Below are 21508 nucleotides of genomic sequence, written 5' to 3'. Positions count from 1 at the left end.
CGTTGTTGGTGTCAGCCTCATAGTGAGGTAACCTCATCAATATGAAACTAGGGTGAGAAAGCCTCCAGGAGGTAGAACGTGAAACCAGATCACATGCGAAACATCGAACGATCCGCTGTCGAGATCACTCCGGCGGAATCCGTACCGGCAAAGCGCGTACTCGGACTGTTCGCGCCGTATCGAACTCAGATCGCCATCGTCACCGCGGTCATCACACTCAGCGCGATCGTGGCGCTGGGCAGCCCGCTGCTCCTACGCGAAATGCTCGACAAGGCGATCCCGGACAAGAACCTCGGACTCGTGAGCGTTCTGGCCATCGGCATGATCGCCATTGCCGTGATCACGAGCTGTCTCGGCGTGGCCCAGACATGGATGTCCAACAGCATCGGCCAGAAACTGATGCACCAACTGCGCGTGCGGGTCTACTCGCATCTGCAGAATCAGTCGCTCGGATTCTTCGCTCGAACCCGAACCGGAGAAGTTCAGTCGCGTATTGCCAACGACATCGGCGGTATGCAGTCGGTGGTCACCAACACGGCAACGTCCATCGCGCAGAATGCAACGACCGTGGCAGCCACCATTGTTGCTCTGTTCCTTCTGGATTGGCGGCTTGCCATCTTCTCGCTGGCGATCTTGCCGGTGTTCATCCGTATCGCACGCAAGATCGGTGACGAGCGCCGCAAGATCTCTGGTAAGCGGCAGAAGCTACTCAGTGATCTGTCGGTCCAGGTGGAGGAATCTCTCTCCGTCAGTGGCATTCTCCTCGGCAAGACGACCGGCGCGAAGTCGGCTCTGACGGATCGATTCACCGAGCGTTCAGCGGAAGTCGCAGACGTCGAACTCCGAGCCATGATGGCCGGCAAGTGGCGCATGGCGACCATGTCGATCACCTTCGCAGCCATGCCTGCACTGGTCTACTGGTTTGCCGGTTTCACTCTCGATCACGGCAACACCATCACCGTCGGCACCCTCGTCGCATTCACCACGCTGCAAACACAATTGTTCCGCCCCACCATGATGCTGCTCAACACGGGCGTCGAGGTGCAGAGCTCGATGGCACTGTTCAGTCGCGTGTTCGAGTACCTGGATCTGCCGATCGACATCGCGGATCCGGAAGAGTCGAAGAGCTTCGACCGCACCAAGATGTCCGGCGAACTTCGGTTCGACCACGTCGACTTCTCGTATCCAGGAACCGACAGCAAGACCCTCGACAACATCGACCTCACGGTCCCGGCCGGCGGAACCTTGGCGCTTGTCGGCTCCACGGGTTCGGGCAAGACCACTCTCGGATACTTGGCCGCACGTCTGTACGACCCGACTGCGGGATCGGTGAGAATCGACGACGTCGATCTGCGGGACCTCGATCTGGCGACGGTCTCCGACCTGGTAGGTGTGGTGTCGCAGGAGACGTATCTCTTCCACACGACGATTCGTGAGAACCTTCGGTTCGCGAAACCCGACGCCACGGACGCCGAGATCGAGCAGGCAGCGCGCATCGCGCAGATCCACGAGTTCATTTCCGGTCTCGACGACGGGTACGACACCATGGTCGGCGAGCGCGGCTACCGATTCTCCGGCGGTGAGAAACAGCGCATAGCGATCGCGCGCACAGTCCTGCGGAATCCGCCGATCCTCGTCCTCGACGAGGCGACGAGCGCCTTGGACAATCGCACTGAACGTGCGTTGCAGGACGCGCTCGACGAGCTGATGGTCGGACGCACCACTCTTGTTGTAGCGCACCGACTCTCCACGGTTCGAGATGCGGATCTCATCGCGGTCCTCGACCAGGGCGTGGTTGTGGAAAAGGGCACCCACGACGAACTTGTGCAACAAGGTGGGCGATACGCACAGTTGCTTGCGGCCTCGGGTAGCGACGCCGTCGAACTCCCGTCGGAACTGCAGACCGTGTGAGTGTAAGAAATGTCGGCCATTTCACTTCCGCAAGTTTCTAGAACGTGTTCTACTTTAATGGTCGTTGATCGACTATCAGTGGAGGCGGAAAGATCATGGGTCAGGTTCTGGACAACATCTCACAGTTCGCCGACGAGATCCGCGCTGACGGGGTCGAGGGCGACAAGCTGATGCGCTTGACGGACGGCAGCGCGAAGCGTTTGCGCGACTCCGGCGTCATCCGGATGTTGCAGCCGAAGGAGTTCGGTGGCCTCGAGGCGCATCCGCGTGAATTCGCCGAGACGGCAATGGCTATCGGTGCGATGGATGGTGCCACGGGCTGGGTCAGCGGCATCGTCGGTGTGCATCCGTGGGAGCTTGCGTTCTTCGACCGCAAGGCTCAGGAAGAGGTGTGGGGAACCGATCCTGATACGTGGATGGCGTCGCCGTATGCGCCGATGGGTGTGGCGAGGCCGGTCGAGGGTGGGTACATCCTCAACGGTCGTTGGTCGTTCTCCTCCGGCACCGATCACTGTGACTGGATCATGATCGGTGCGATGGTCGGTGACGAGTCCGGTAAGCCGTTGATGCCGCCGAAGATTCTGCACGTGTTGTTGCCGCGTTCGGATTACGACATCGACCAGGACAGCTGGAATGTCGTGGGTCTGCGCGGTACGGGGTCGAAGGATCTGATCGTCAAGGATGCGTTCTTGCCGACGTACCGCACGATCGACGCCGGAAAGGTTTTCGACGGGACGGCGTGGAAGGAAGCGGGTCGTACGGAGACGTTGTACAAGTTCCCGTTCTCGTGCATTTTCCCGTTGGGGATCACCTCGTCGTTGATCGGTATCGCCGAAGGTGCGTTGGCGTGCAACATGGCGGCGCAGCGTGAGCGGGTGACGGTCAGTGGTGTTCCGATCAAGGAAGATCCGTACGTGCTGTTCGCGATCGGTGAGGCGGCGGCCGAGATCGCTGCTTCTCGGGCTGCGATCTTGGAGACGGTGGATCGTTTCTGGGACATGACGGAGAAGGGGCAGGAAGTTTCGTTCGAGCTTCGTGCGATCGGTCGGCGTACGCAGACTGCTGCGGCGTGGCGGGCGGTGCGGGCGGTGGACGAGATCTTTGCTCGTTCCGGTGGTGGGGCTTTGCAGTTGAACACGCCGATGCAGCGGTTCTGGCGTGATGCTCATGCCGGTTTGGCACATGCGATCCACGTACCTGGCTCCATTTTCCATGCGTCGACGCTCTCGCAGCTCGGTGGCGAGCCGAAGGGCATCCACAGGGCAATGATCTGAGCCGTCCTGGGGACACCCGGAGGTGTCCCCATCGCGGTTTTCGTGGGGGTCGATGAGCATGTCGGTGAATCTGGTCGATGACCTCGGACTGTCCGCAGAACCCGCATCGGAGTGACGGCCAACGCGCAATGTGGGTTATAGGGCAAACACCGATAGGCTGGCGGTCATGGCTGAGTTCATTTACACGATGAAGAAGGTGCGCAAGGCGCACGGTGACAAGGTCATCCTCGATGACGTCACGATGAGCTTTTACCCCGGCGCGAAGATCGGTGTCGTCGGACCGAACGGCGCTGGTAAATCCAGCATCCTCAAGATCATGGCCGGACTGGACCAGCCGGGCAACGGCGAGGCATTCCTGGCTCCGGGCGCGACCGTCGGCATCCTCATGCAGGAGCCGGAGCTCGACGAGACCAAGACTGTTCGCGAGAACGTCGAGGACGGTCTCGGAGAGACGATGGTCCAGCTCAAGCGGTACAACGAGATCGCCGAGCTGATGGCCACGGATTACTCCGACGAGCTCATGGAAGAGATGGGCGAGCTGCAGGAGAAGCTCGATCACGCAGATGCGTGGGAGATCGACTCGCAGCTCGAGCAGGCTATGGACGCCCTGCGCTGCCCCCCGCCGGAAGAGATGGTCACCCACCTCTCCGGTGGTGAGAAGCGACGCGTTGCGCTCTGCAAGCTGCTGCTGAGCAAGCCCGACCTGCTGCTCCTCGATGAGCCCACCAACCACCTCGACGCCGAATCTGTCCTGTGGCTCGAGCAGCACCTCGCTGCTTACCCCGGCGCAATCCTCGCCGTGACTCACGATCGTTACTTCCTCGATCACGTCGCGCAGTGGATCTGTGAAGTCGACCGCGGACGCCTGTACCCGTACGAGGGCAACTACTCCACCTACCTGGAGCAGAAGGCTGCACGCCTCGAAGTTGCCGGCAAGAAGGATCAGAAGCTGCAGAAGCGCCTCAAGGACGAGCTCGCATGGGTTCGTTCCGGCGCCAAGGCCCGCCAGGCCAAGAACAAGGCTCGTCTCGATCGCTACGAGGAAATGGCGAACGAAGCAGAGAAGACGCGCAAGCTCGACTTCGACGAGATCCAGATCCCGGCACCGCCGCGCCTGGGTGACGTGGTCGTGGAGGTCTCGAACCTCGACAAGGGCTTCGACGGTCGCGTTCTGATCAAGGATCTCTCGTTCACGTTGCCGCGCAACGGAATTGTCGGCGTCATCGGCCCCAACGGCGTCGGTAAGACGACGCTGTTCAAGACCATCGTCGGTCTCGAGGAGCCTGACGCCGGTGAGGTCAAGATCGGTCAGACGGTCAAGCTGAGCTACGTCGACCAGAACCGTTCCGGAATCGACCCCAAGAAGACGGTCTGGGAGACCGTGTCCGACGGGCTCGATTTCATCGTCGTCGGCCAGACTGAGTTCCCCTCGCGCGCGTACATCAGCTCGTTCGGTTTCAAGGGCCACGATCAGCAGAAGCCGGCCGGCGTCCTCTCCGGTGGTGAGCGCAACCGCCTGAACCTGGCGATGACGCTCAAGCAGGGCGGCAACCTGATCCTGCTCGATGAGCCCACCAACGACCTCGACGTCGAAACCCTCGGCTCGCTGGAGAACGCTCTCGAAGAGTTCCCCGGCTGCGCCGTCGTGATCTCGCACGATCGCTGGTTCCTGGACCGGACCTGTACCCACATCCTCGCGTGGGAAGGTGGCTTCGGCGACAACGAGGCAGCTTGGTACTGGTACGAGGGCAACTTCGAGGGCTACGAGGCGAACAAGGTCGAGCGACTCGGCCCCGACGCCGCACGCCCGCACCGCGTGACTCACCGCAAGCTCACCAGGGACTGATCCGGTGTCCGACGTATACACGGCGCAGATCCAGGTCCGGTGGGGCGATTCCGACCGGTTGGGTCACGTCAACAACACGCGTTACGTCGAGTACATGCAGGAAGCGCGCATCCAGTTCCTGGAAGCGAAACTGGCGCCGCTCGGCGGCCGGCCGGGATACCTCGTGGTTCGAAAGATGACCGTCGAGTTCCTCAAGCCGGTCACCGATCGGTCCGGTCCCTTGAACGTGGAGATCTTCACGACTCACGTCGGGACTTCCTCGTTCACGGTTCGGCACGTCATCCGTGACAACGCGGGTGTCGAATGCGCTTTCGGCGACGCGTTGATGGTCGGATTCGACACGGTGTCCGAAAAGTCCAGACCGCTGGCGGACAGCGAACGCGCGGTGCTCGAAGCATCGCTTGTTCAGATGACGACATCGTAGATTTCGTTTCTCAGTTCACCCTAGGTACTGGTTGCCGCGGCTAGTCTCGAGTCAGAGATTGGTCGCGGCGATCAGAACCCACAAGGATGTGAGCCAGGAATGACAGACCGTGTACGGCAGCAGGGCACAGGCCTCGACGAAGCGACGTTGTTGACGCGTCTTCGCGAGGCCTTTTTCACGCATATCGACGAGGGTGACAGCGACGACGTCATCAACGGTCGATCGGATCGAGTCCTGCTCGCGCATCTTGCGCTCGGGAGGCAGCGGACCCCGGGCACGGCCGTATGGCGTGTGTACCGCCCGTCAGGATCCGAGGGTCTCGGCGCTGCCGTCCAGATCGTCACCGACGACATGTCGTTGCTCGTCGAGTCCGTTACCGCGATGCTCAACCGACAAGGTGTGGGAATCAGTCAATTCGCCCATCCGATCCTGACGGTTGAACGCGATGACTCGGGCAATCTGATGTCCTTGGGCGACAGCGGTATCCAAGAATCCTGGATGCACGTCCAGTTGGACTCCGAAGTCGAGGATTCCGCTCTCGACGCGATCGAAGCACACCTCGGCAAGGTGCTCGCGGACGTCCGCCAGGTGGTTGGTGACACCCCGGACATGAAGGCATTGCAACTGCGCGTTGCCGACGAGTTGGAGAGTGCCGCAGAAACTGCCTCCGGGAGGATCACCCCCGAAGAATTCTCCGACACCGCCCGGCTGCTGCGGTGGATGGCGGACGGAAACTATGCCGTGCTCGGATACCGGCGGTTCGAGGGCACGAAGGACGGTTCACGCACGGTAGCCGGCAGTGGACTCGGCGTGCTGCGCTCCGACGCGGTCACCGAAGGCCCGATGAGTTTGCCTCCCGTCGCAGATCTCCCGGATCGACCGCTTCTGGTCCTGACGCAGGGATCGTTCCCCGCCACGGTGCACCGCGCTGTCTACCCGTACTTCGTGGGTGTCTCGATCCTCGACGACGAGGGAAACATCGTGGGGGAACACAGATTCCTGGGTGTGTTCACCGTGGTCGCACTCCACGAGAACGTCCTCGCGATTCCTCTGATCGAGCGCCGCGTCCGCGAGGTCATCGCGCGTGCCGGTGTCGACCTGCATTCGTACTCCGGTCAGGCGATGCTCGAGGTCGTCCAGTCGTTCCCACGCACCGAGTTGTTCTCGAGCGACGCCGAGACCTTGTTCGAGACTGTGCACGCCGTGCACAGCATCGGGCTGCGTCGACAGGTGCGACTCTTTGTCCGCGAGGACACGTTCGGACGGTTCGTATCCTGCTTGGTGTATCTACCCCGCGACCGGTACACGACGCGGGTGCGACTTGCGATGCAAAACCTGTTGTGGCGCGAATTCGGACCAGGCACAGTCGATTACACCGCCCGGGTTACCGAGAACGATCTTGCGCTGTTGCACGTGACGATCCGGCGCGATCCGGACAGTGAGCCGGTTCATCTGGATGTCTCCGAGGCCAACCGCGAGCGAGTTCAGGCTCTGTTGACCGAAGTCAGTCGTAGCTGGGACGACCGCATCAACGACCTTGTTCGTGAAAGTCCGGGTGTGGATCCGGAACTGGTGCAGCGGTATTCGCGGGTGCTTCCCGATGGATACAAGGAGGACTTCGAACCGTCACGTGCGCTGGCCGACATCGCCAGGCTCGAGGCGTTGGCGCCAGGCGCGATCGACGTGCTGCTCTATCGTGCCGTGGACTCCGCGCCCGGTGCCTGGCGCTTCACGCTCTTCGTCGGCGGCTACGGTATCTCGTTGAGCCAGGTGCTGCCGGTGCTGCAGTCACTCGGCGTCGAAGTTCTCGACGAGCGGCCGCACGTCGTGCAGCGCCTCGACGGCGTTCAGTGCTGGATCTACGATTTCGGATTGTCGGTACCGGCGGATCTTCGGGCGTCGGTCGAGATCGACCTCGATGCGCAGGTGCCGCTCGAGACCAGTTCCGCCCCGCTGACCGAGGTCCAGAAGCGATTCACGGCTGCATTCGGTGCAGTCTGGTTCGGCCGGGCAGAAGCTGACCGATTCAACGAGTTGGTGCTGCGGGCCGGAATGTCCTGGCGGCAAGCCGTGGTGCTGCGTGCTTACGCAAAGTATCTGCGCCAGGCCACATTTCCGTACAGTCAGTTCCACATCGAAGGAATCGCGCTTACACACCCGCAGACCGCGTTTGCATTGGTGCAGTTGTTCGAGGCCATGTTCGACCCCGAGAAGCAGGACGACATCCGAGTCGCCGAATTGGACGAGCAGTTGCGTGCGTCCATCGACGAGGTACTCAGCTTGGATGCCGATCGCATTCTGCGTGGAATGTTCTCCTTGGTGAAGGCGACCTTGCGTACCAATTTCTACGTCGTCGACGCCGATGGCCGCTCTCGCGACTACCTGTCGGTCAAGCTCGATCCCTCACGGATCAGCGAGTTGCCCAAGCCGCGGCCGGCTTTCGAGATCTACGTGTACTCACCCGAGGTCGAAGGCGTCCACCTGCGATTCGGCGCAGTCGCGCGCGGCGGGCTCCGTTGGTCCGACCGGCGCGAAGATTTCCGCACCGAGGTGCTCGGCTTGGTGAAGGCTCAGGCCGTCAAGAACGCGGTGATCGTGCCGGTCGGCGCCAAGGGCGGCTTCGTCGTGAAGAATCCGCCCCTGCCGACGGGTGATCCGGCCGTTGATCGAATGGCGACGCTGGAAACCGGCAAGGCCTGCTACACCACGTTCATCTCCGGATTGCTCGACATCACCGACAACGTGCACGCGGCTACCGGCGAAGTTGTGACGCCGGATCGAGTGGTGTGCAAGGACGATCAGGATCGCTACCTGGTGGTCGCCGCGGACAAGGGCACGGCGACGTTCTCGGATCTCGCCAATTCGGTTGCCGCCAAGTACGACTTCTGGCTCGGCGACGCGTTTGCCTCCGGTGGCTCCGTGGGATACGACCACAAGGGCATGGGTATCACCGCTCGCGGCGCCTGGGAAAGCGTCAAGCGGCACTTCCGCGAACTCGGGGTCGACACGCAGACGCAGGATTTCACGACGGTAGGCGTCGGCGACATGAGCGGAGACGTGTTCGGCAACGGAATGCTCCTCAGTCGGCACATCCGTCTGGTGGGCGCGTTCGATCATCGACACATCTTCCTCGATCCGAACCCGGATGCAGCGAGCTCGTTCGTCGAACGTCAACGACTTTTCGAGTTGCCACGGTCGTCATGGGCCGACTACGACAAGAGCCTGATCAGTGAAGGTGGCGGCGTATGGGACCGCACGGTCAAGTCGGTTCCGATCGCCGAAAGCGTCCGGATCGCACTGGGTCTGGCCGAGGGGGTCACGAAGCTCTCGCCGCCGGAATTGATGCAGGCGATTCTGTCGGCACCGGTGGATCTGCTGTGGAACGGCGGAATCGGTACATACGTCAAAGCGTCGACCGAGACCAATGCGCAGGTTGGCGACAAGAGCAACGACGCCGTGCGTGTCGACGGTCAAGATCTGCGGGTCAAGGTGATCGGGGAGGGCGGCAACCTCGGCGTCACTGCTCTGGGAAGAATCGAGTTCAGCGCCAGCGGCGGTCACATCAACACCGACGCCATCGACAACTCGGCCGGCGTCGACTGCTCCGATCACGAAGTGAACATCAAGATTCTTCTCGATTCGCTCGTGCGTTCGCAGTTACTGCCCACGCAGGAACGGAATCCGTTGCTGGCGTCGATGACCGACGACGTGGCGGCGCTGGTGTTGGCGGACAACATTGCTCAGAACGCGCTGCTCGGAATCTCCCGCGTGACCGCTTCTCAGATGCTCGGTGTTCACCGCCGTCAGTTGACGGATCTGACCAAGGCACGTGGCCTTGACCGCAAACTCGAGGCGTTGCCGACCGACAAGGAGATCGAGCGTCGACTCGAGGCCGGTGTGGGTCTGACGTCGCCGGAATTGGCGACGCTGACGGCGCACGTGAAGCTTTCACTCAAGGACGATCTGCTCGCAACCGAGTTGCCGGACAACGATTTCTTCGCCCAGCAGATCCCGCAGTACTTCCCGACCGCTGTTCGCGATCGGTTCGAAACGGAGATCAAGGCACACCCGTTGCGGCGGCAGATCGTCGCGACGATGCTCGTGAACGAAGTGATCGACAACGGCGGAATCACGTACGCCTACCGCTTGGCCGAGGAGACCGGAGCGAGCAGTACGGACTCGATCCGTGCCTACGCCGCTGTGCGAGAGGTGTTTGCGCTCGACGAGGTGTGGTCGCGAATCCGCTCGGCGGGCGTCAGTGCAGAGATCGAAAACGAGTTGATCGTTGAGTCGTGCCGCTTGCTCGACCGCGCGTCGCGGTGGTTCCTGGCCAATCGGCCCCAGCCGATCGCCGTCGGTGCCGAGGTTGCGCGTTACTCGGCGGCGTATCGGGCTACGGCACCTCTGGTCCCGGGGCTGCTTGCGGGCCATCAACTCGACGATCTGCTGGTGCGGGCTCAATCGGTGATCGATCGCGGGGCTCCGGAAGCGTTGGCGCTGGACGTGTTCCGACTGCTGGATGTCTACTGCCTGCTCGACATCGCGGATATCGCCGACATCGCAGATCACGACATCGCCGAAGTTGCGGAGCTGTACTACGCCTTGGACGCGCATCTGGGAATCGACTGGTTGCTGAGCGCGGTCTCGGGACTCGAGCGCGGCGATCGATGGCACTCGCTCGCGAGGCTCGCGTTGCGAGACGACCTCTACAGTTCGCTTCGGCAGCTGACGATGGAGGTTCTGGCCGGCGGCGAACCGGGGGAGTCGCCGCAGGAGAAGATCGACGAATGGGAGTCGACCAATGCCTCGCGTCTGAGCCGGGCGAGGGCAGCTCTCGTCGAGATCTTCGAGTCTGGGACGCTTGACCTCGCGACGCTCTCGGTGGCGGCGCGTCAGGTTCGTAGCATGGTGCGCAGCATGGGCACCCGATCGGAGGTAGGACGTTGAGCGAAGGATTCCACGCCGAAGTTGTGGTTCGGTGGTCCGACATGGATGCCTTCCAGCACATCAACCACGCACGGATGGTGACGTTGCTCGAAGAGGCGCGGATTCCTTGGTTGTTCGAAGACTCGCGCCCGACGGTCACCCTGCGCGACGGGGCCGTGATTGCCGATCTCCATGTGCGGTACCGCGGCCAACTGCGGCACGACGATTCGCCGCTCGACGTCTTCATGTGGGTGGAAAAGGTGCGCGCGGTGGACTTCACCATCGCGTACGAGGTTCGCCCCCGCGGTGCGGATCTCAGTGTCCCGCCGTCCATCGTGGCGTCGACTCAGATCGCGGCCTTCGATATCGACACTCAACGTTTGCGTCGCCTCAGCGGGCCCGAGCGCGAGTACTTGGAGAGCTGGCAACGTGCATGAACGTGTACTGACCGTGCCCGAGGAGGCCGAGCGAAAGAACTTGGCCGGCTTCATCGGTCATGCCTTGCGTTTGGACGAGTCCACGGTCATCCGGATGCGTCGACGCGGAGATGCTCACCTGAGCGTTTGGGCGTCAACGGGTTTCGACGCTCTCGCTACGCGAACCGTGGCGGGCACCATCAACCCTGACGACACCTCGGCTGCCGGCGATCAGTTGCTCTCGGCGGTGGAGCAGGCGACAAGTGAGCTGATCGATCCGGGGTTCGCCATGGATTCGGCGTGGCGTGGGGCGTTGCCGCCGATGGACGGCTTCGAGCACCTGGACGACGTACCCGCCCGGGTGCTGATCGAACTGGCGCAGCGGGGCAACGCCTTGGCACTGGAGCATGGAAGTAGTCACGGTCCGCCGGCGTCGTTGCTCGATCAGGACGTGCTCGAGGTCAGTGGTCCGTCCGGCACGGTCGGGATCTCGATGCGGGTTATTTTTGCCTTGACCGCAATGGGATTCGTTCCGCACGCCGGGTCCGAGGCGATGACCGCCGACATCGACCTCGAGCAGATCGACGCCTCGGAACTGGTTCGGGTGCGGGCGAGCAAATCCTGGGTGCGGCTCGATGCACGGTTCGGTTCGATCTACCGTCACCGCGGTGGTTCGATACCGCTGATGGTCGCACGATAGGAGTTCAGGTGGCGGGTGCGTGTTCTCTCAGATCAGCCACGCCGCAGCGTTGACGGGTAGTTGACCGTCGACGAGTGGTGCGCTGCTCAACAGCAGCTGCCCGCTCGGCAGTGCGATCGGCACCTCCGTGGTGTTGAGAGCACAGATCAGACCACCGCGTCGACGGAAAGCGAGGCAGCCGGGGGGACTGCCGTACCAATCGATGTCGGCGCCGGAGAACTCCGGCCTGGCGCTACGAAGTTCGAGGGCGGCGCGATAAAGCGAGAGCATCGAGTCGACGTCCTCGATCTGCGCCTCCACCGTGAGTGTCGACCACTCGCGTGGCATCGGCAACCAGGTGCTCGCGCCGGTGGTGAATCCGAACGGGGGTTCGCTTCCTTCCCACGGAAGGGGCACTCGGCAGCCGTCGCGTCCTCGCTCGGCATGTCCGGATCGTTCCCAGACCGGGTCCTGTAGTGCCTCGTCGGGCAGGTCGACGTTCGGCAGGCCGAGTTCGGCTCCGTTGTAGATGAAGCTCGCGCCCGGAAGCGCCAGTTCGACGAGGATCATCGCCCGTGCGCGTTGCGTTCCGATCTCACCCCCGCCGTAGCGCGTGACTTCACGTTCGACGTCGTGATTCGACAGCGTCCACGTGGGCACACCCCCGACCTCGGCGACGGCCGCAAGAGAGTTCTCCACGGCCTCCCGGACGGACTCGGCGGAGAATTCGGTTTCTGCAAGTCGGAAGTTGAATCCGAGATGCAGTTCGTCTGGCCGGATGTATTCGCCGAACTTCTGGTTGTCCTTCACCCAGATCTCGCCGACGGTCATCGCCTCCGGGAACTCGTCCATGACCTTGCGGATGCCGCGGTGGATTTCGTGAACTGCCGGGTTGTTGAACCGCGGGTCGTCGTCGGAATTGCGCATGAGCTCGTTGAGCTCCCAGTCGTGGTCCGGCAAACCGTCGGGCTTTGCCATTCCGTGGGCCACGTCGATGCGGAATCCGTCGATTCCGCGCTCGAGCCAGAACCGCAGAGTCTTGGCGAGGTCGTCGAAGACCTCGGGGTTGTCCCAGTTCAGGTCGGGCTGTTCCTTGGCGAAGATGTGCAGGTACCACTGGCCGGGTGTTCCGTCGGCTTCGGTGACGCGGGTCCACGCCGGGCCGCCGAAGATGCTCGGCCAGTTGTTCGGCGGTTCGTTGCCGTTCTCACCTTTGCCGTCTCGGAAGATGTAACGGGATCGCTCCGCAGAACCGGGCGCCGACGCCAGGGCTGCCTTGAACCACTCGTGCTGATCACTCGTGTGGTTCGGGACCAGGTCCATCGTGACCTTGATTCCGCGTTCGTGGGCTGACGTGATCAGTGAATCCATCGTCGCCAGATCGCCGAACAAGGGATCGATGTCGCGAGGATCCGAGACGTCGTAGCCGTGGTCTGCCATCGGTGACTTCATCACCGGGCTCAACCAGATTGCATCGATGCCGAGCAGTTCGAGGTAGCCGAGTTTCTCCTCGACTCCGCCGAGGTCGCCGATACCGTCGCTGCCCGAATCGGCAAAAGAACGCGGATAGATCTGATAGAAGACCGCCTCGTTCCACCACGGGGCTTCGGGCCGGCTTACAGAGGACGAATCCGCGGGGGTGCTCACAGCAGTTCATAGTGCCAAACGTCTGGCACTCTCACGACTTGGACACGGCAAAAGCGTGACTCTTTACCTAGCCTTGGTGTACTTTGCATTCACGCGGTGACACCATGTGGCAACTTTGGTGTTACTGCCGGGGGAGAAGTATTCGGGAATTCAACCAAGGGGGCTTGGCCTTGACTTTGTCGGCAATCGAAGCGGTCAGTTTGGATCATGTACTGCTCGAAGATGATCCGATCAACCGCGACTGGATAATCTTCGGCACACCGGTTGCACGGTCGGCGCAATGGTCGGCGAGTAAAGACGGGACCACGACTACACACGTCTGGGATTGCACGAAGGGGCGCTTCCGCTGGTACTTCCACGCGGACGAAATCGTGCACATCATCGAAGGGTCGGTCACCGTTCAGGCCGACGGAATCGCCGAGCGAACCCTGAGTGTCGGCGATGCCGCACTCTTCCGTGCGGGCAGTTGGTCGGAGTGGGAGGTCGAAGAGTACGTGCGCAAGCATGCAATCTTGAGTTCGCCCCTGCATCCCACGGTGTCGTTCGGGGTACGAGCAGTCCGCCGGGTCGCGCGCGTGTTCAGGCCGAAGGCTAAGTAGACGGTCAGATAGCGGAGTTCACCATGGACGCGGCAGCCATCTCCATGTAGTCGATCAACTGCTTGCGGTGCACCGGGCTCAGAGTCTTCTCGTCGATGGACGCGATGGCGACGTGCATGCACCGCAGCCACGCATCACGCTCGATCGGGCCGATCACGAATGGATTGTGGCGCATCCGCAGACGCGGGTGTCCACGCTCCTCCGAGTACGTGTGCGGTCCGCCCCAGTACTGCTCGAGGAACATCCGCATCCGCCGCTCGGCCGGGCCGAGATCGGCCTCGGGGTAGAGCGGGCGCACAACCTCGTCCTTCGCGACCTCTTCGTAAAATCGCGCGGTGAGCTTGTGAAACGTCTCGGCTCCGCCGACGGCGTCGTAGAAGGTCTGCTGCACGTCGTGCTGTACGTCATTCATGGCAAGTTCCATTGTGCCTGACGGCCGTAGTGGTCGGTTTCCGGGTCGACGACGGTTGTATCGAGTCGGAGTGCGTACCCATTCACCGGAAATTCACCGGCCGTCCTGGCAATTTTGTTCGAAATGGGAGTGCGTAACGCGATCATCCGTGGTCAACTTGGGGGCAGTCTCCCGGAGGTCGTATGAAGAACCGACATGCTGCACGCAATCACCGACAACTCCAGCCCACTAGCGCGCGGAACGACCACGCGTTAGGGGCTGTTCTGGAAGTTGTTCCTGACGGGTTCGCGCACACTGCCGACCCACTCTTTTCAGACGAGCATTCTCACCTCGAGATGTTCCCTCCCGATCGCGTAGTCCCCGAGTGGGTGAAACGTCGGGTGCTACTGCTCAACGTCACGTACGAACCGCTGACCGCCCTTCCTGCCAGGCGCGCGGTCGTACTGATGGCCTGCGGCAAGGCCGATACCGTCCACGAGGACGAACAGGGCCCGGTAGTCCATTCCGCGGACTGGTCGGTGCAGGTTCCCTCGGTCATTCGATTGCGCACCTACGTGCGTGTTCCGTATCGCGCCCGCATCCCCATGACTCGTGCCGCGCTGATGCATCGTGACCACTTCCGATGTGCGTACTGCGGAGCCAAAGCCGAAACCATCGACCACGTCGTTCCTCGCAGCAGAGGTGGCGGGCATTCGTGGGAGAACTGCGTCGCGTGCTGTGCCCCCTGCAATCACCGCAAGGCCGACAAGATGCTCAGCGAACTCGGATGGACCCTCCGTGCGGAATTGGTCCCGCCGTCCGGACCTCACTGGCGTCTGCTCGCGGCGACCAAGGAATTGCATCCGGCGTGGATGCCTTATCTCGGCGTGGGCGCAGCCTGAGCTATGTGTCGGCGTGGGCGCAGCCTGAGCAATGTGTCGGCGTGGGCGCAGCCTGAATTGAGTTCTAGCGTCACCGAAACGAAATTGCCCGAGAATTTGTGGCCCTGACGCTTTCCTTCCTGGCGTTCTGGGCTACGTTATCTGGTGTGAGCATTCTCGAGGTAGTACTGATATACGTTGGGATTCCGGCCTTGATCACCGCGTTCTTCGCGGCTGCGTCCTTCCTCGGGAAGAAGACGCCGGGACCGGTTCCGCCGGCGTTCCATCTCGGTGAGTCGTGGGATCACGCTCCCGTGCTGTGGAGTGCTGTCGACGAGGTCACCGTTCGCGGTGGCCATCACGGCAGTGCACACGCAATCGAAGCCGGTTCGGCTGATCTGATCGGAGGGTCCGCAAGTGGCAAGTGGTGATCATTCGACCGCGCTCGCAGTAGCGCCCGAGGACCTGCCCGTCGGCAGCGTCGTCACGTCCAGTGGACGCGTATCCGGTGTGCATCGCATCGGCGAGCCGTTCACCGACGATCTTCCGTTCGAGACCATGGATCTGGTCGCGCTCGACGTCGCGATGACCGAAGCGACGCGGGCCACCAAGGTGCGGTTCAACGCGTACGTCGGTGATCTCGGTTCTGATCCGGCAGCGGGTGCCGACGCATTGTTCCCGACCACGCCCGAAGCCGAGCGTTCCGTCCTGATCGCCGTTTCGCCCAACCAGCGCACCGTCGAGGTTCGCAGCGGTCGGGCAATCGCCGATCGGGTCACCGATCGTGTTACCCAGCTCGGAGCAACGGCAGCTGTTGCATCCTTCAGTGAAGGCAACCTGATCGACGGACTGATCAGCGCTATCCGCGTTATGGCAGCCGCGATTTCAGCGCCCTGACTTGTAAGACACTGGCCGGTGCTCGCTTCGATTCGTGAGAATCGACGCGGGCACCGGCCTTTCGCATGTCAGCTCGCGTCGAACTTTCGTGCTGCGAGTGAACGAACCACGCCGGCCTGGCCTTCGACGACCAGGCGACGCAACGCGGGAGGGATGTCGCCTTCGAGGAACCGGTCTGCTGCCGCTGCGGATTCGTCCGAGATCGACCACGACGGGTACAGCCCGATGACGACCGTCTGTGCCACTTCGCTCGAGCGTCGTTCCCACACCGCCGCGATATCGGCGAAGTAGCGGGAGACGAAGGGCTCGAGCAATTCGTCCTGGCCTTCGCGAGCGAACCCGCCGATGATCGATCGCGCGGTGATGTTGGGCACGGAGTCGTCGCCGACGACCTTTGCCCAGACCTCTTCCTTGACAGCGACCTGCGGACGTCCGGCCGCGGCCGCCGCGGCTTGACGAGCGCCCGCAGCGGTCGGGTCACGCTGAGCTTCGGCGTCGATGAATGGAGTTGCGGTTGCTTCGGCGTCGATCTCACCGGCGGCCGCGAGTGCCCCGACGATGCGCCAGCGCAGGTCCGTGTCGACGATCAGGCCGTCGAGCCCAACGGTGGAGGGATCGGCGTCGAGCAATTCGCGCAGTACCTCGGTGTGCCACGGGGAGAGTGCTGCGCCGGTGAGTGCGTTGACGAATGCCAGCTGGTGGTCGGACCCGGCCTCTGCCTCACGTGCGAGTTCGAGCAACCGATTGGCGAAGCTCGCCGCGCCTTCGGCCTCGGCCCAGGCCGGATCTGCGTAGGAGCCGATGGCGGTTTGGGCTTGGAGCAAGAGACGTTGCACCACACCGACTTCGGTCTCCGAACTGATGCCGCGCTCGACCAGCGCGACGAAGTCGCGTGCCTTCAGTTCGGCTTGACGGGTCATTTCCCACGCCGCCGACCAGACCAGGGTGCGGGGGAGTGAGTCGGTGATGTCGCCGACCCGCTCGATCGCCGTCGCCAACGATTCGGGATCGAGTCGCACGGAGCCGTAGGTGAGATCGTCGTCGTTGACCAACACGAGTGCACCGCGGGCGACGCCGACAAGTTCGGGGACATCCGTGCTTTCCACAGCATCGAGGTCGAGTTCGACGCGATGGCTTCGTACCAACTTGCCGTCGACGTCGTCGTAGATGCCGATGGCGATCCGGTGGATTCGCCGCTCGCCGGCGCCTGGTGCAGCACCGTCCTGCAGGACGGCGAAGCGGGTGAACTTTCCGTCTGCGTCGACATCGAAGTCGGGGCGCAGGATGTTCAAACCGGTGGTCTTGAGCCACTGCCGACCCCAGTCGGAAAGGTCACGGCCCGAGGACTTTTCGAGTGAGCCCAGCAGATCGTCGAAGGTTGCGTTTCCGAATGCGTGCTCACGGAAGTACTCACGCAGTCCGGCGAGGAACGGCTCGAGTCCGACGTATGCCACCAACTGCTTGAGGACGCTGGCGCCCTTCGCGTACGTGATGCCGTCGAAGTTCACCTCGACGGCGGCCAGGTCCGGAATGTCCGCGGCAATCGGGTGCGTCGACGGCAACTGGTCCTGGCGGTACGCCCACGACTTCTCGACGTTGGCGAACGTCGTCCAGGCGTTCGTGTACTCCGTGGCCTCGGTCTGGCACAGGACCGAAGCGAAGGTCGCGAACGACTCGTTGAGCCACAGGTCGTCCCACCACGCCATCGTGACGAGGTCGCCGAACCACATGTGCGCCATTTCGTGCAGGACCGTTTCGGCACGACGTTCGTACGAGTAGCGGGTCACCTTGGAACGGAAGACGTAGTCCTCGAGGAATGTCACGGCGCCGGCATTCTCCATCGCGCCCGCATTGAATTCGGGGACGAAGAGCTGGTCGTACTTGCCGAAAGCATAGGGAACACCGAAGTTGCGGTGGTAGAAGTCGAATCCCTGCTTGGTCTCGGTGAACAGTCGCTCCTCGTCCATGAACTCGGCCAGCGAAGCGCGGCAGAAGATTCCGAGCGGGATGTCGCCGTGCTCGTCGGAGTAGTTGTCGGTCCACTGCGCGTAGGGACCGGCGATGAGTGCCACCAGGTACGTGCTCATCTTCGGGGTGGTCCGGAAAACGTGCTTGCCGGGATCGGCGGCAAGGGTCTCGACGACCGCGGAGTTGGAGATGACCTTCCACGACGTGGGAGCGGTGACGCGGACGTCGAACGTGGCCTTGAGATCAGGCTGATCGAAGCACGCGAACATGCGCTTGGCGTCGGCCGTCTCGAACTGTGAATAGAGGTAGACGGAGTCATCGGTCGGGTCGACGAATCGGTGCAGTCCCTCGCCGGTGTGGGAGTAGATGCAATCGGCCTCGATGACCAACTCGTTGTCGGTAGCGAGATCAGGCAGGCTGATGCCCGTCGACTCGTCGTAGCCGGAGACGTCGAGCGCGGTGCCGTTGAGGACCGCGGAATGGACTCTGGCCGCGACGATGTCGATGAAGCTGCTTGCTCCGGCCGTGGCGGTGAACGTGACGGTGGTCTTCGAGGAGAACGTCTCCTCTCCGGGTGCGTCTTTGCCGTCGGTGAGATCGAGTTCGATCAGGTAGTTCTCGACGGTCAGGATTGCTGACCGTTGCGCTGCGGTTTCGCGTGTCAGGTTCGGTGCGACCACAAAGATCTCCTCGTAGATGGTGCGGATCTATTACGTCCATCCCATCACGAAGAGAACGACTTCACTCAAGCGGACACTTCTGCCAGCGGAATCTCCGGATCGGCCAACCGCTCCGGATCGACGGGACGCGAAGACGCGACCAATTCCTTGATGGCGTCACCGGCATCCCAGATATTCACGTTCATGCCGGCGAGCACCTTGTTCGCGGAATCGAGCCAGAATGCCAGAAACTCGCGCTTGTCGACGTCGCCGCGAGTGACGACACTCGAGTAGCCGCCGTGCGGTGCGTGACCTACGTATTCCATTCCGAGGTCGTACTGATCGGTGAAGAAATACGGCATGCGGACGTACTCGGCGGGCCGTCCCAACATGGTCTCTGCGGCCGTCTCGGGTTGGTTGAGTGCGTTTGCCCAGTGCTCCACCCGAATTCGTGCATTCAGAATTGGATGCTGTGCGGCCGCGATGTCACCCACTGCGACCACGTCGGGGTCGCTGCTCTGCAGACCGGCGTCGACGAGAACCCCGTTCTCGACGTCGATACCCGCCTCCGATGCCAACTCGGTGTTCGGCAATGCGCCGACAGCGATCAACACGGCGTCGGCCGGAATCACGGTTCCATCGCTCAAAGTGACGCCCGAGGCGTGACCGCCGTCGACAGAGATTGCGGTGACGTCCGTGCCGGTGCGTAAGTCCACCCCGTTCTGGCGGTGCAGTGCGGCGAAGACCTCACCCATTTCCGGGCCGAGGGTCGATTCGAGCGGAAGTCCGGCATGCTCGAGCACGGTGACGTCGACGTCGAAACCGCGAGCCGACGCGGCAATTTCGAGGCCGATCCAGCCGGCACCGACCACGACGAGCTTCTTGTCGGCGGCCAGGGTGCGCAGCAGCGCGGCGGCCTGATCGACTGTTCGCACGTAGTGAACACCCTCGGCGTCGGACCCCGGGATGTCGAGGCGCCGCGACCGCGAACCGGTGGCCAAGGCGAGCTTGTCGTAGCTGATCGTTGAACCGTCCGGAAGTGACACGGTGTGCGCAGCGGGGTCGATGGCCGTTGCCGTCGTTCCCGGGCGAAGATCGACGCGATGGTCGCGAAACCACTCGCCGTCGTGGACGGTGAATTCGGGGAGTGTCTTCTTGCCTGCGAAGAACTCTTTCGACAGCGGCGGACGCTCGTACGGGAGGTGGTCTTCTTCACTCAATACGGTGATCTCACCGTCGAAATCTCTGTCACGCAGGGCTTCTGCGATCTTTGCGCCCGCGAGCCCGCCGCCGACGATCACGAATCTCCGGTTGGTGCTCATTACTGAACCACTCCTTCGTACTCGTTTCTTTTCGACACTACTGCGATCGGGAGGTGGTTCGGGGGAAAGCGCGGGAAGGATTGCGGGTTCATGATTGTTGGCAGAACGGGAGTATGTCCCCGAACTGATATGACCTGACCGACATGAACTGATAGGGAGTTTCTTCGTGAGCGCAACCTCGAGCAAGACCACGGACACTGCTGACTTCTGGTTCGATCCGCTCTGCCCGTGGTGCTGGATCACCTCACGCTGGATTCTCGAGGCCCAGCAGGTACGCGACATCGAGGCCAAGTTCCACGTGATGAGCCTTGCGGTTCTCAACGAGGGCCGTGACCTTCCCGACGAGTACCGGGAGATGATGACCAAGGCCTGGGGCCCGGTCCGTGTCGCCATCGCTGCAGCGCAGCTGAAGGGTGACGAGATCCTGCTGCCGCTGTACACGGCTATGGGGACGAAGATTCACAACGAGGGCAACAAGGACTTCGCCGACGTCATCAAGTCGTCCCTCGCCGAGGTCGGCCTGCCACCTGAACTGGCCGAGGCCGCCGACACCGACAAGTACGACGAGGCTCTGCGCGAGAGCCACCACAAGGGCATGGACGCCGTCGGACCCGACGTCGGAACCCCGACGATCCATGTCAACGGTGTGGCGTTCTTCGGCCCCGTGCTCTCACGCATCCCGCGCGGCGAGGACGCAGGCAAGGTGTGGGACGGCGCAGTCGCGCTGGCCGGCTACCCCCACTTCTTCGAGCTCAAGCGGACCCGCAACGAGGATCCTCAGTTCGACTGAGCGGCAGTGAGCGCCGGATTTCGGTAGAGCTGACCCGGCCGGAAGAACAGATGCCCTGAGTGCGTGCGGTTGCGAAGCGCAGCCGCACGCCAGGTCAGCACCGGATGCGACGACAAGATGTTGACGAACCACGGGAAGAACCCGGATTCGAGTGTCGCCCGATCGGCCAGTTCGTCGAACCCGACCAGACCCACCAGATACTTTCCCGCGCCGAGGACGCCCATCGCGCCCGGTGCACCCTGCGGACGCATGTGAAAGCCGAAGTTGTCCGCCGTGTACTCCATGGAACGCGACAGCGAAGACCCGATCACCGGAATGTAGTTCGACGCGAACTGTCCCCACTGGCGCCAGTACGACGCATGCCCGGCAGCGATGTGGCCGACCTCGTGGCCGATGATGAATGCGAGCGCATCGGGCTCGCGTGCCTGCCCACCGACTTCGAACAGGTCGCTGTAGACGACGACGAAACGGCGAAATCCGTGCCCCGACGCGAACGCGTTGATCCGTCCGTTCCCCAGCACGACGTAGGCATCCGGCGGAGTTTTCATGCCGAACCGTGCCGCAGCCTCGGCAACCAGCTGATACCCCTCCGGAAACTGTGAAGGCGTCATCTTGATTCCGTTGACCTGTTGCGATCCGTACAGCTGACCTCGCGCGAGGAACAGCAGGATCGGAGCCGCGAGCACCACGAGGATCCACGTCGACAGATCACCCGCAGCGATCAGAACGATCGCCACCACATAAGTGACGACCGTCGTCAGCACCGCGAGCACGAGTAGCGGGATTTCCCACGGGTGGCGAACGGCGTCACTGCCCGGTGACACACGAACGGCGGGTGCAGCGGCCTGGCCGTTGACGGGGTACATGGGCACCACGAT

General features: G+C 62.5%; 17 protein-coding genes. 12 read left to right on the top strand and 5 right to left on the bottom strand.

Translation table 11 applies throughout. The annotated features are described in order from the left end of the window. Positions 1-93: 93 nt before the first annotated feature. The 7 genes from RHP72_RS18400 to RHP72_RS18370 all read left to right on the top strand — a co-directional run bounded on the left by RHP72_RS18400 (position 94) and on the right by RHP72_RS18370 (position 11497). Complete coding sequence (locus tag RHP72_RS18400; protein WP_054801009.1) at positions 94-1911, top strand: ABC transporter ATP-binding protein; 1818 nt, start codon at positions 94-96, stop codon at positions 1909-1911. A gap of 95 nt (positions 1912-2006) precedes the next feature. Continuing rightward, positions 2007-3185 carry an acyl-CoA dehydrogenase family protein gene (locus RHP72_RS18395; protein WP_211921292.1) on the top strand — a complete coding sequence of 393 codons (1179 nt, stop codon included), beginning with the start codon at positions 2007-2009 and terminating at the stop codon, positions 3183-3185. A 166-nt stretch (positions 3186-3351) separates the two neighbouring features. After that, positions 3352-5031, top strand: coding sequence for an energy-dependent translational throttle protein EttA (gene ettA, locus RHP72_RS18390; RefSeq protein WP_007730925.1), 1680 nt, complete (start codon positions 3352-3354; stop codon positions 5029-5031). Between the two features lie 4 nt (positions 5032-5035). Then, the gene (locus RHP72_RS18385; protein WP_003944475.1) at positions 5036-5455 is read left to right on the top strand and encodes a thioesterase family protein; all 420 of its coding nucleotides are present in this window, start codon (positions 5036-5038) and stop codon (positions 5453-5455) included. Positions 5456-5554: 99 nt separating this feature from the next. After that, positions 5555-10402, top strand: coding sequence for an NAD-glutamate dehydrogenase (locus RHP72_RS18380; RefSeq protein ID WP_311093666.1), 4848 nt, complete (start codon positions 5555-5557; stop codon positions 10400-10402). After that, the gene (locus RHP72_RS18375) at positions 10399-10818 is read left to right on the top strand and encodes a thioesterase family protein (RefSeq protein ID WP_003944573.1); all 420 of its coding nucleotides are present in this window, start codon (positions 10399-10401) and stop codon (positions 10816-10818) included. The genes RHP72_RS18380 and RHP72_RS18375 overlap by 4 nt, the downstream gene beginning before the upstream one ends. Further along, positions 10811-11497, top strand: coding sequence for a hypothetical protein (locus RHP72_RS18370; RefSeq protein ID WP_007730934.1), 687 nt, complete (start codon positions 10811-10813; stop codon positions 11495-11497). Before RHP72_RS18375 ends, RHP72_RS18370 begins: the two co-directional genes overlap by 8 nt. Positions 11498-11524: 27 nt before the next feature. Here the strand turns inward: RHP72_RS18370 and RHP72_RS18365 are convergent, their stop codons facing one another. Further along, a complete protein-coding gene (locus RHP72_RS18365; RefSeq protein WP_030536650.1) occupies positions 11525-13123 on the bottom strand; it encodes a glycoside hydrolase family 13 protein in 1599 nt (532 codons plus the stop codon). Positions 13124-13293: 170 nt separating this feature from the next. On the opposite strand from RHP72_RS18365, the gene RHP72_RS18360 reads away from it, so the two are divergent. Next, entirely contained in the window at positions 13294-13722 is a 429-nt protein-coding gene (locus RHP72_RS18360; protein ID WP_030536649.1) for a cupin domain-containing protein, read from the top strand. Positions 13723-13726: 4 nt separating this feature from the next. Here the strand turns inward: RHP72_RS18360 and RHP72_RS18355 are convergent, their stop codons facing one another. Next, positions 13727-14134 (bottom strand): globin, encoded by a 408-nt coding sequence (locus RHP72_RS18355; protein ID WP_003944464.1) that lies wholly within the window; start codon positions 14132-14134, stop codon positions 13727-13729. Between the two features lie 182 nt (positions 14135-14316). On the opposite strand from RHP72_RS18355, the gene RHP72_RS18350 reads away from it, so the two are divergent. The 3 genes from RHP72_RS18350 to RHP72_RS18340 all read left to right on the top strand — a co-directional run bounded on the left by RHP72_RS18350 (position 14317) and on the right by RHP72_RS18340 (position 15891). Then, positions 14317-15015, top strand: a complete 699-nt coding sequence (locus tag RHP72_RS18350; RefSeq protein ID WP_003944465.1) for an HNH endonuclease — start codon at positions 14317-14319, stop codon at positions 15013-15015. Between the two features lie 146 nt (positions 15016-15161). Further along, positions 15162-15425 carry a hypothetical protein gene (locus RHP72_RS18345; protein ID WP_007730943.1) on the top strand — a complete coding sequence of 88 codons (264 nt, stop codon included), beginning with the start codon at positions 15162-15164 and terminating at the stop codon, positions 15423-15425. Further along, positions 15412-15891: a DUF5130 domain-containing protein gene (locus tag RHP72_RS18340; protein WP_003944512.1), complete on the top strand. Its 480-nt coding sequence runs from the start codon at positions 15412-15414 to the stop codon at positions 15889-15891. The genes RHP72_RS18345 and RHP72_RS18340 overlap by 14 nt, the downstream gene beginning before the upstream one ends. Positions 15892-15959: 68 nt before the next feature. Here RHP72_RS18340 and pepN read toward each other — a convergent pair whose 3' ends face one another. Together pepN and RHP72_RS18330 are read right to left on the bottom strand one after the other, a co-directional pair. Then, entirely contained in the window at positions 15960-18539 is a 2580-nt protein-coding gene (gene pepN, locus RHP72_RS18335; RefSeq protein ID WP_311093665.1) for an aminopeptidase N, read from the bottom strand. A gap of 65 nt (positions 18540-18604) precedes the next feature. After that, complete coding sequence (locus tag RHP72_RS18330; protein ID WP_064074812.1) at positions 18605-19840, bottom strand: NAD(P)/FAD-dependent oxidoreductase; 1236 nt, start codon at positions 19838-19840, stop codon at positions 18605-18607. A gap of 166 nt (positions 19841-20006) precedes the next feature. On the opposite strand from RHP72_RS18330, the gene RHP72_RS18325 reads away from it, so the two are divergent. Then, positions 20007-20630, top strand: a complete 624-nt coding sequence (locus RHP72_RS18325) for a DsbA family protein (protein ID WP_003944541.1) — start codon at positions 20007-20009, stop codon at positions 20628-20630. Here the strand turns inward: RHP72_RS18325 and RHP72_RS18320 are convergent. Further along, positions 20618-21496, bottom strand: a complete 879-nt coding sequence (locus RHP72_RS18320; protein ID WP_042923839.1) for a M48 family metallopeptidase — start codon at positions 21494-21496, stop codon at positions 20618-20620. The genes RHP72_RS18325 and RHP72_RS18320 overlap by 13 nt on opposite strands. Between the last annotated feature and the right edge of the window lie 12 nt (positions 21497-21508).

It is taken from the genome of Rhodococcus sp. SG20037 (assembly GCF_031763325.1).
GTDB lineage: Bacteria > Actinomycetota > Actinomycetes > Mycobacteriales > Mycobacteriaceae > Rhodococcus_F > Rhodococcus_F qingshengii.
This window is presented reverse-complemented; position numbering and strand designations above follow the sequence as displayed.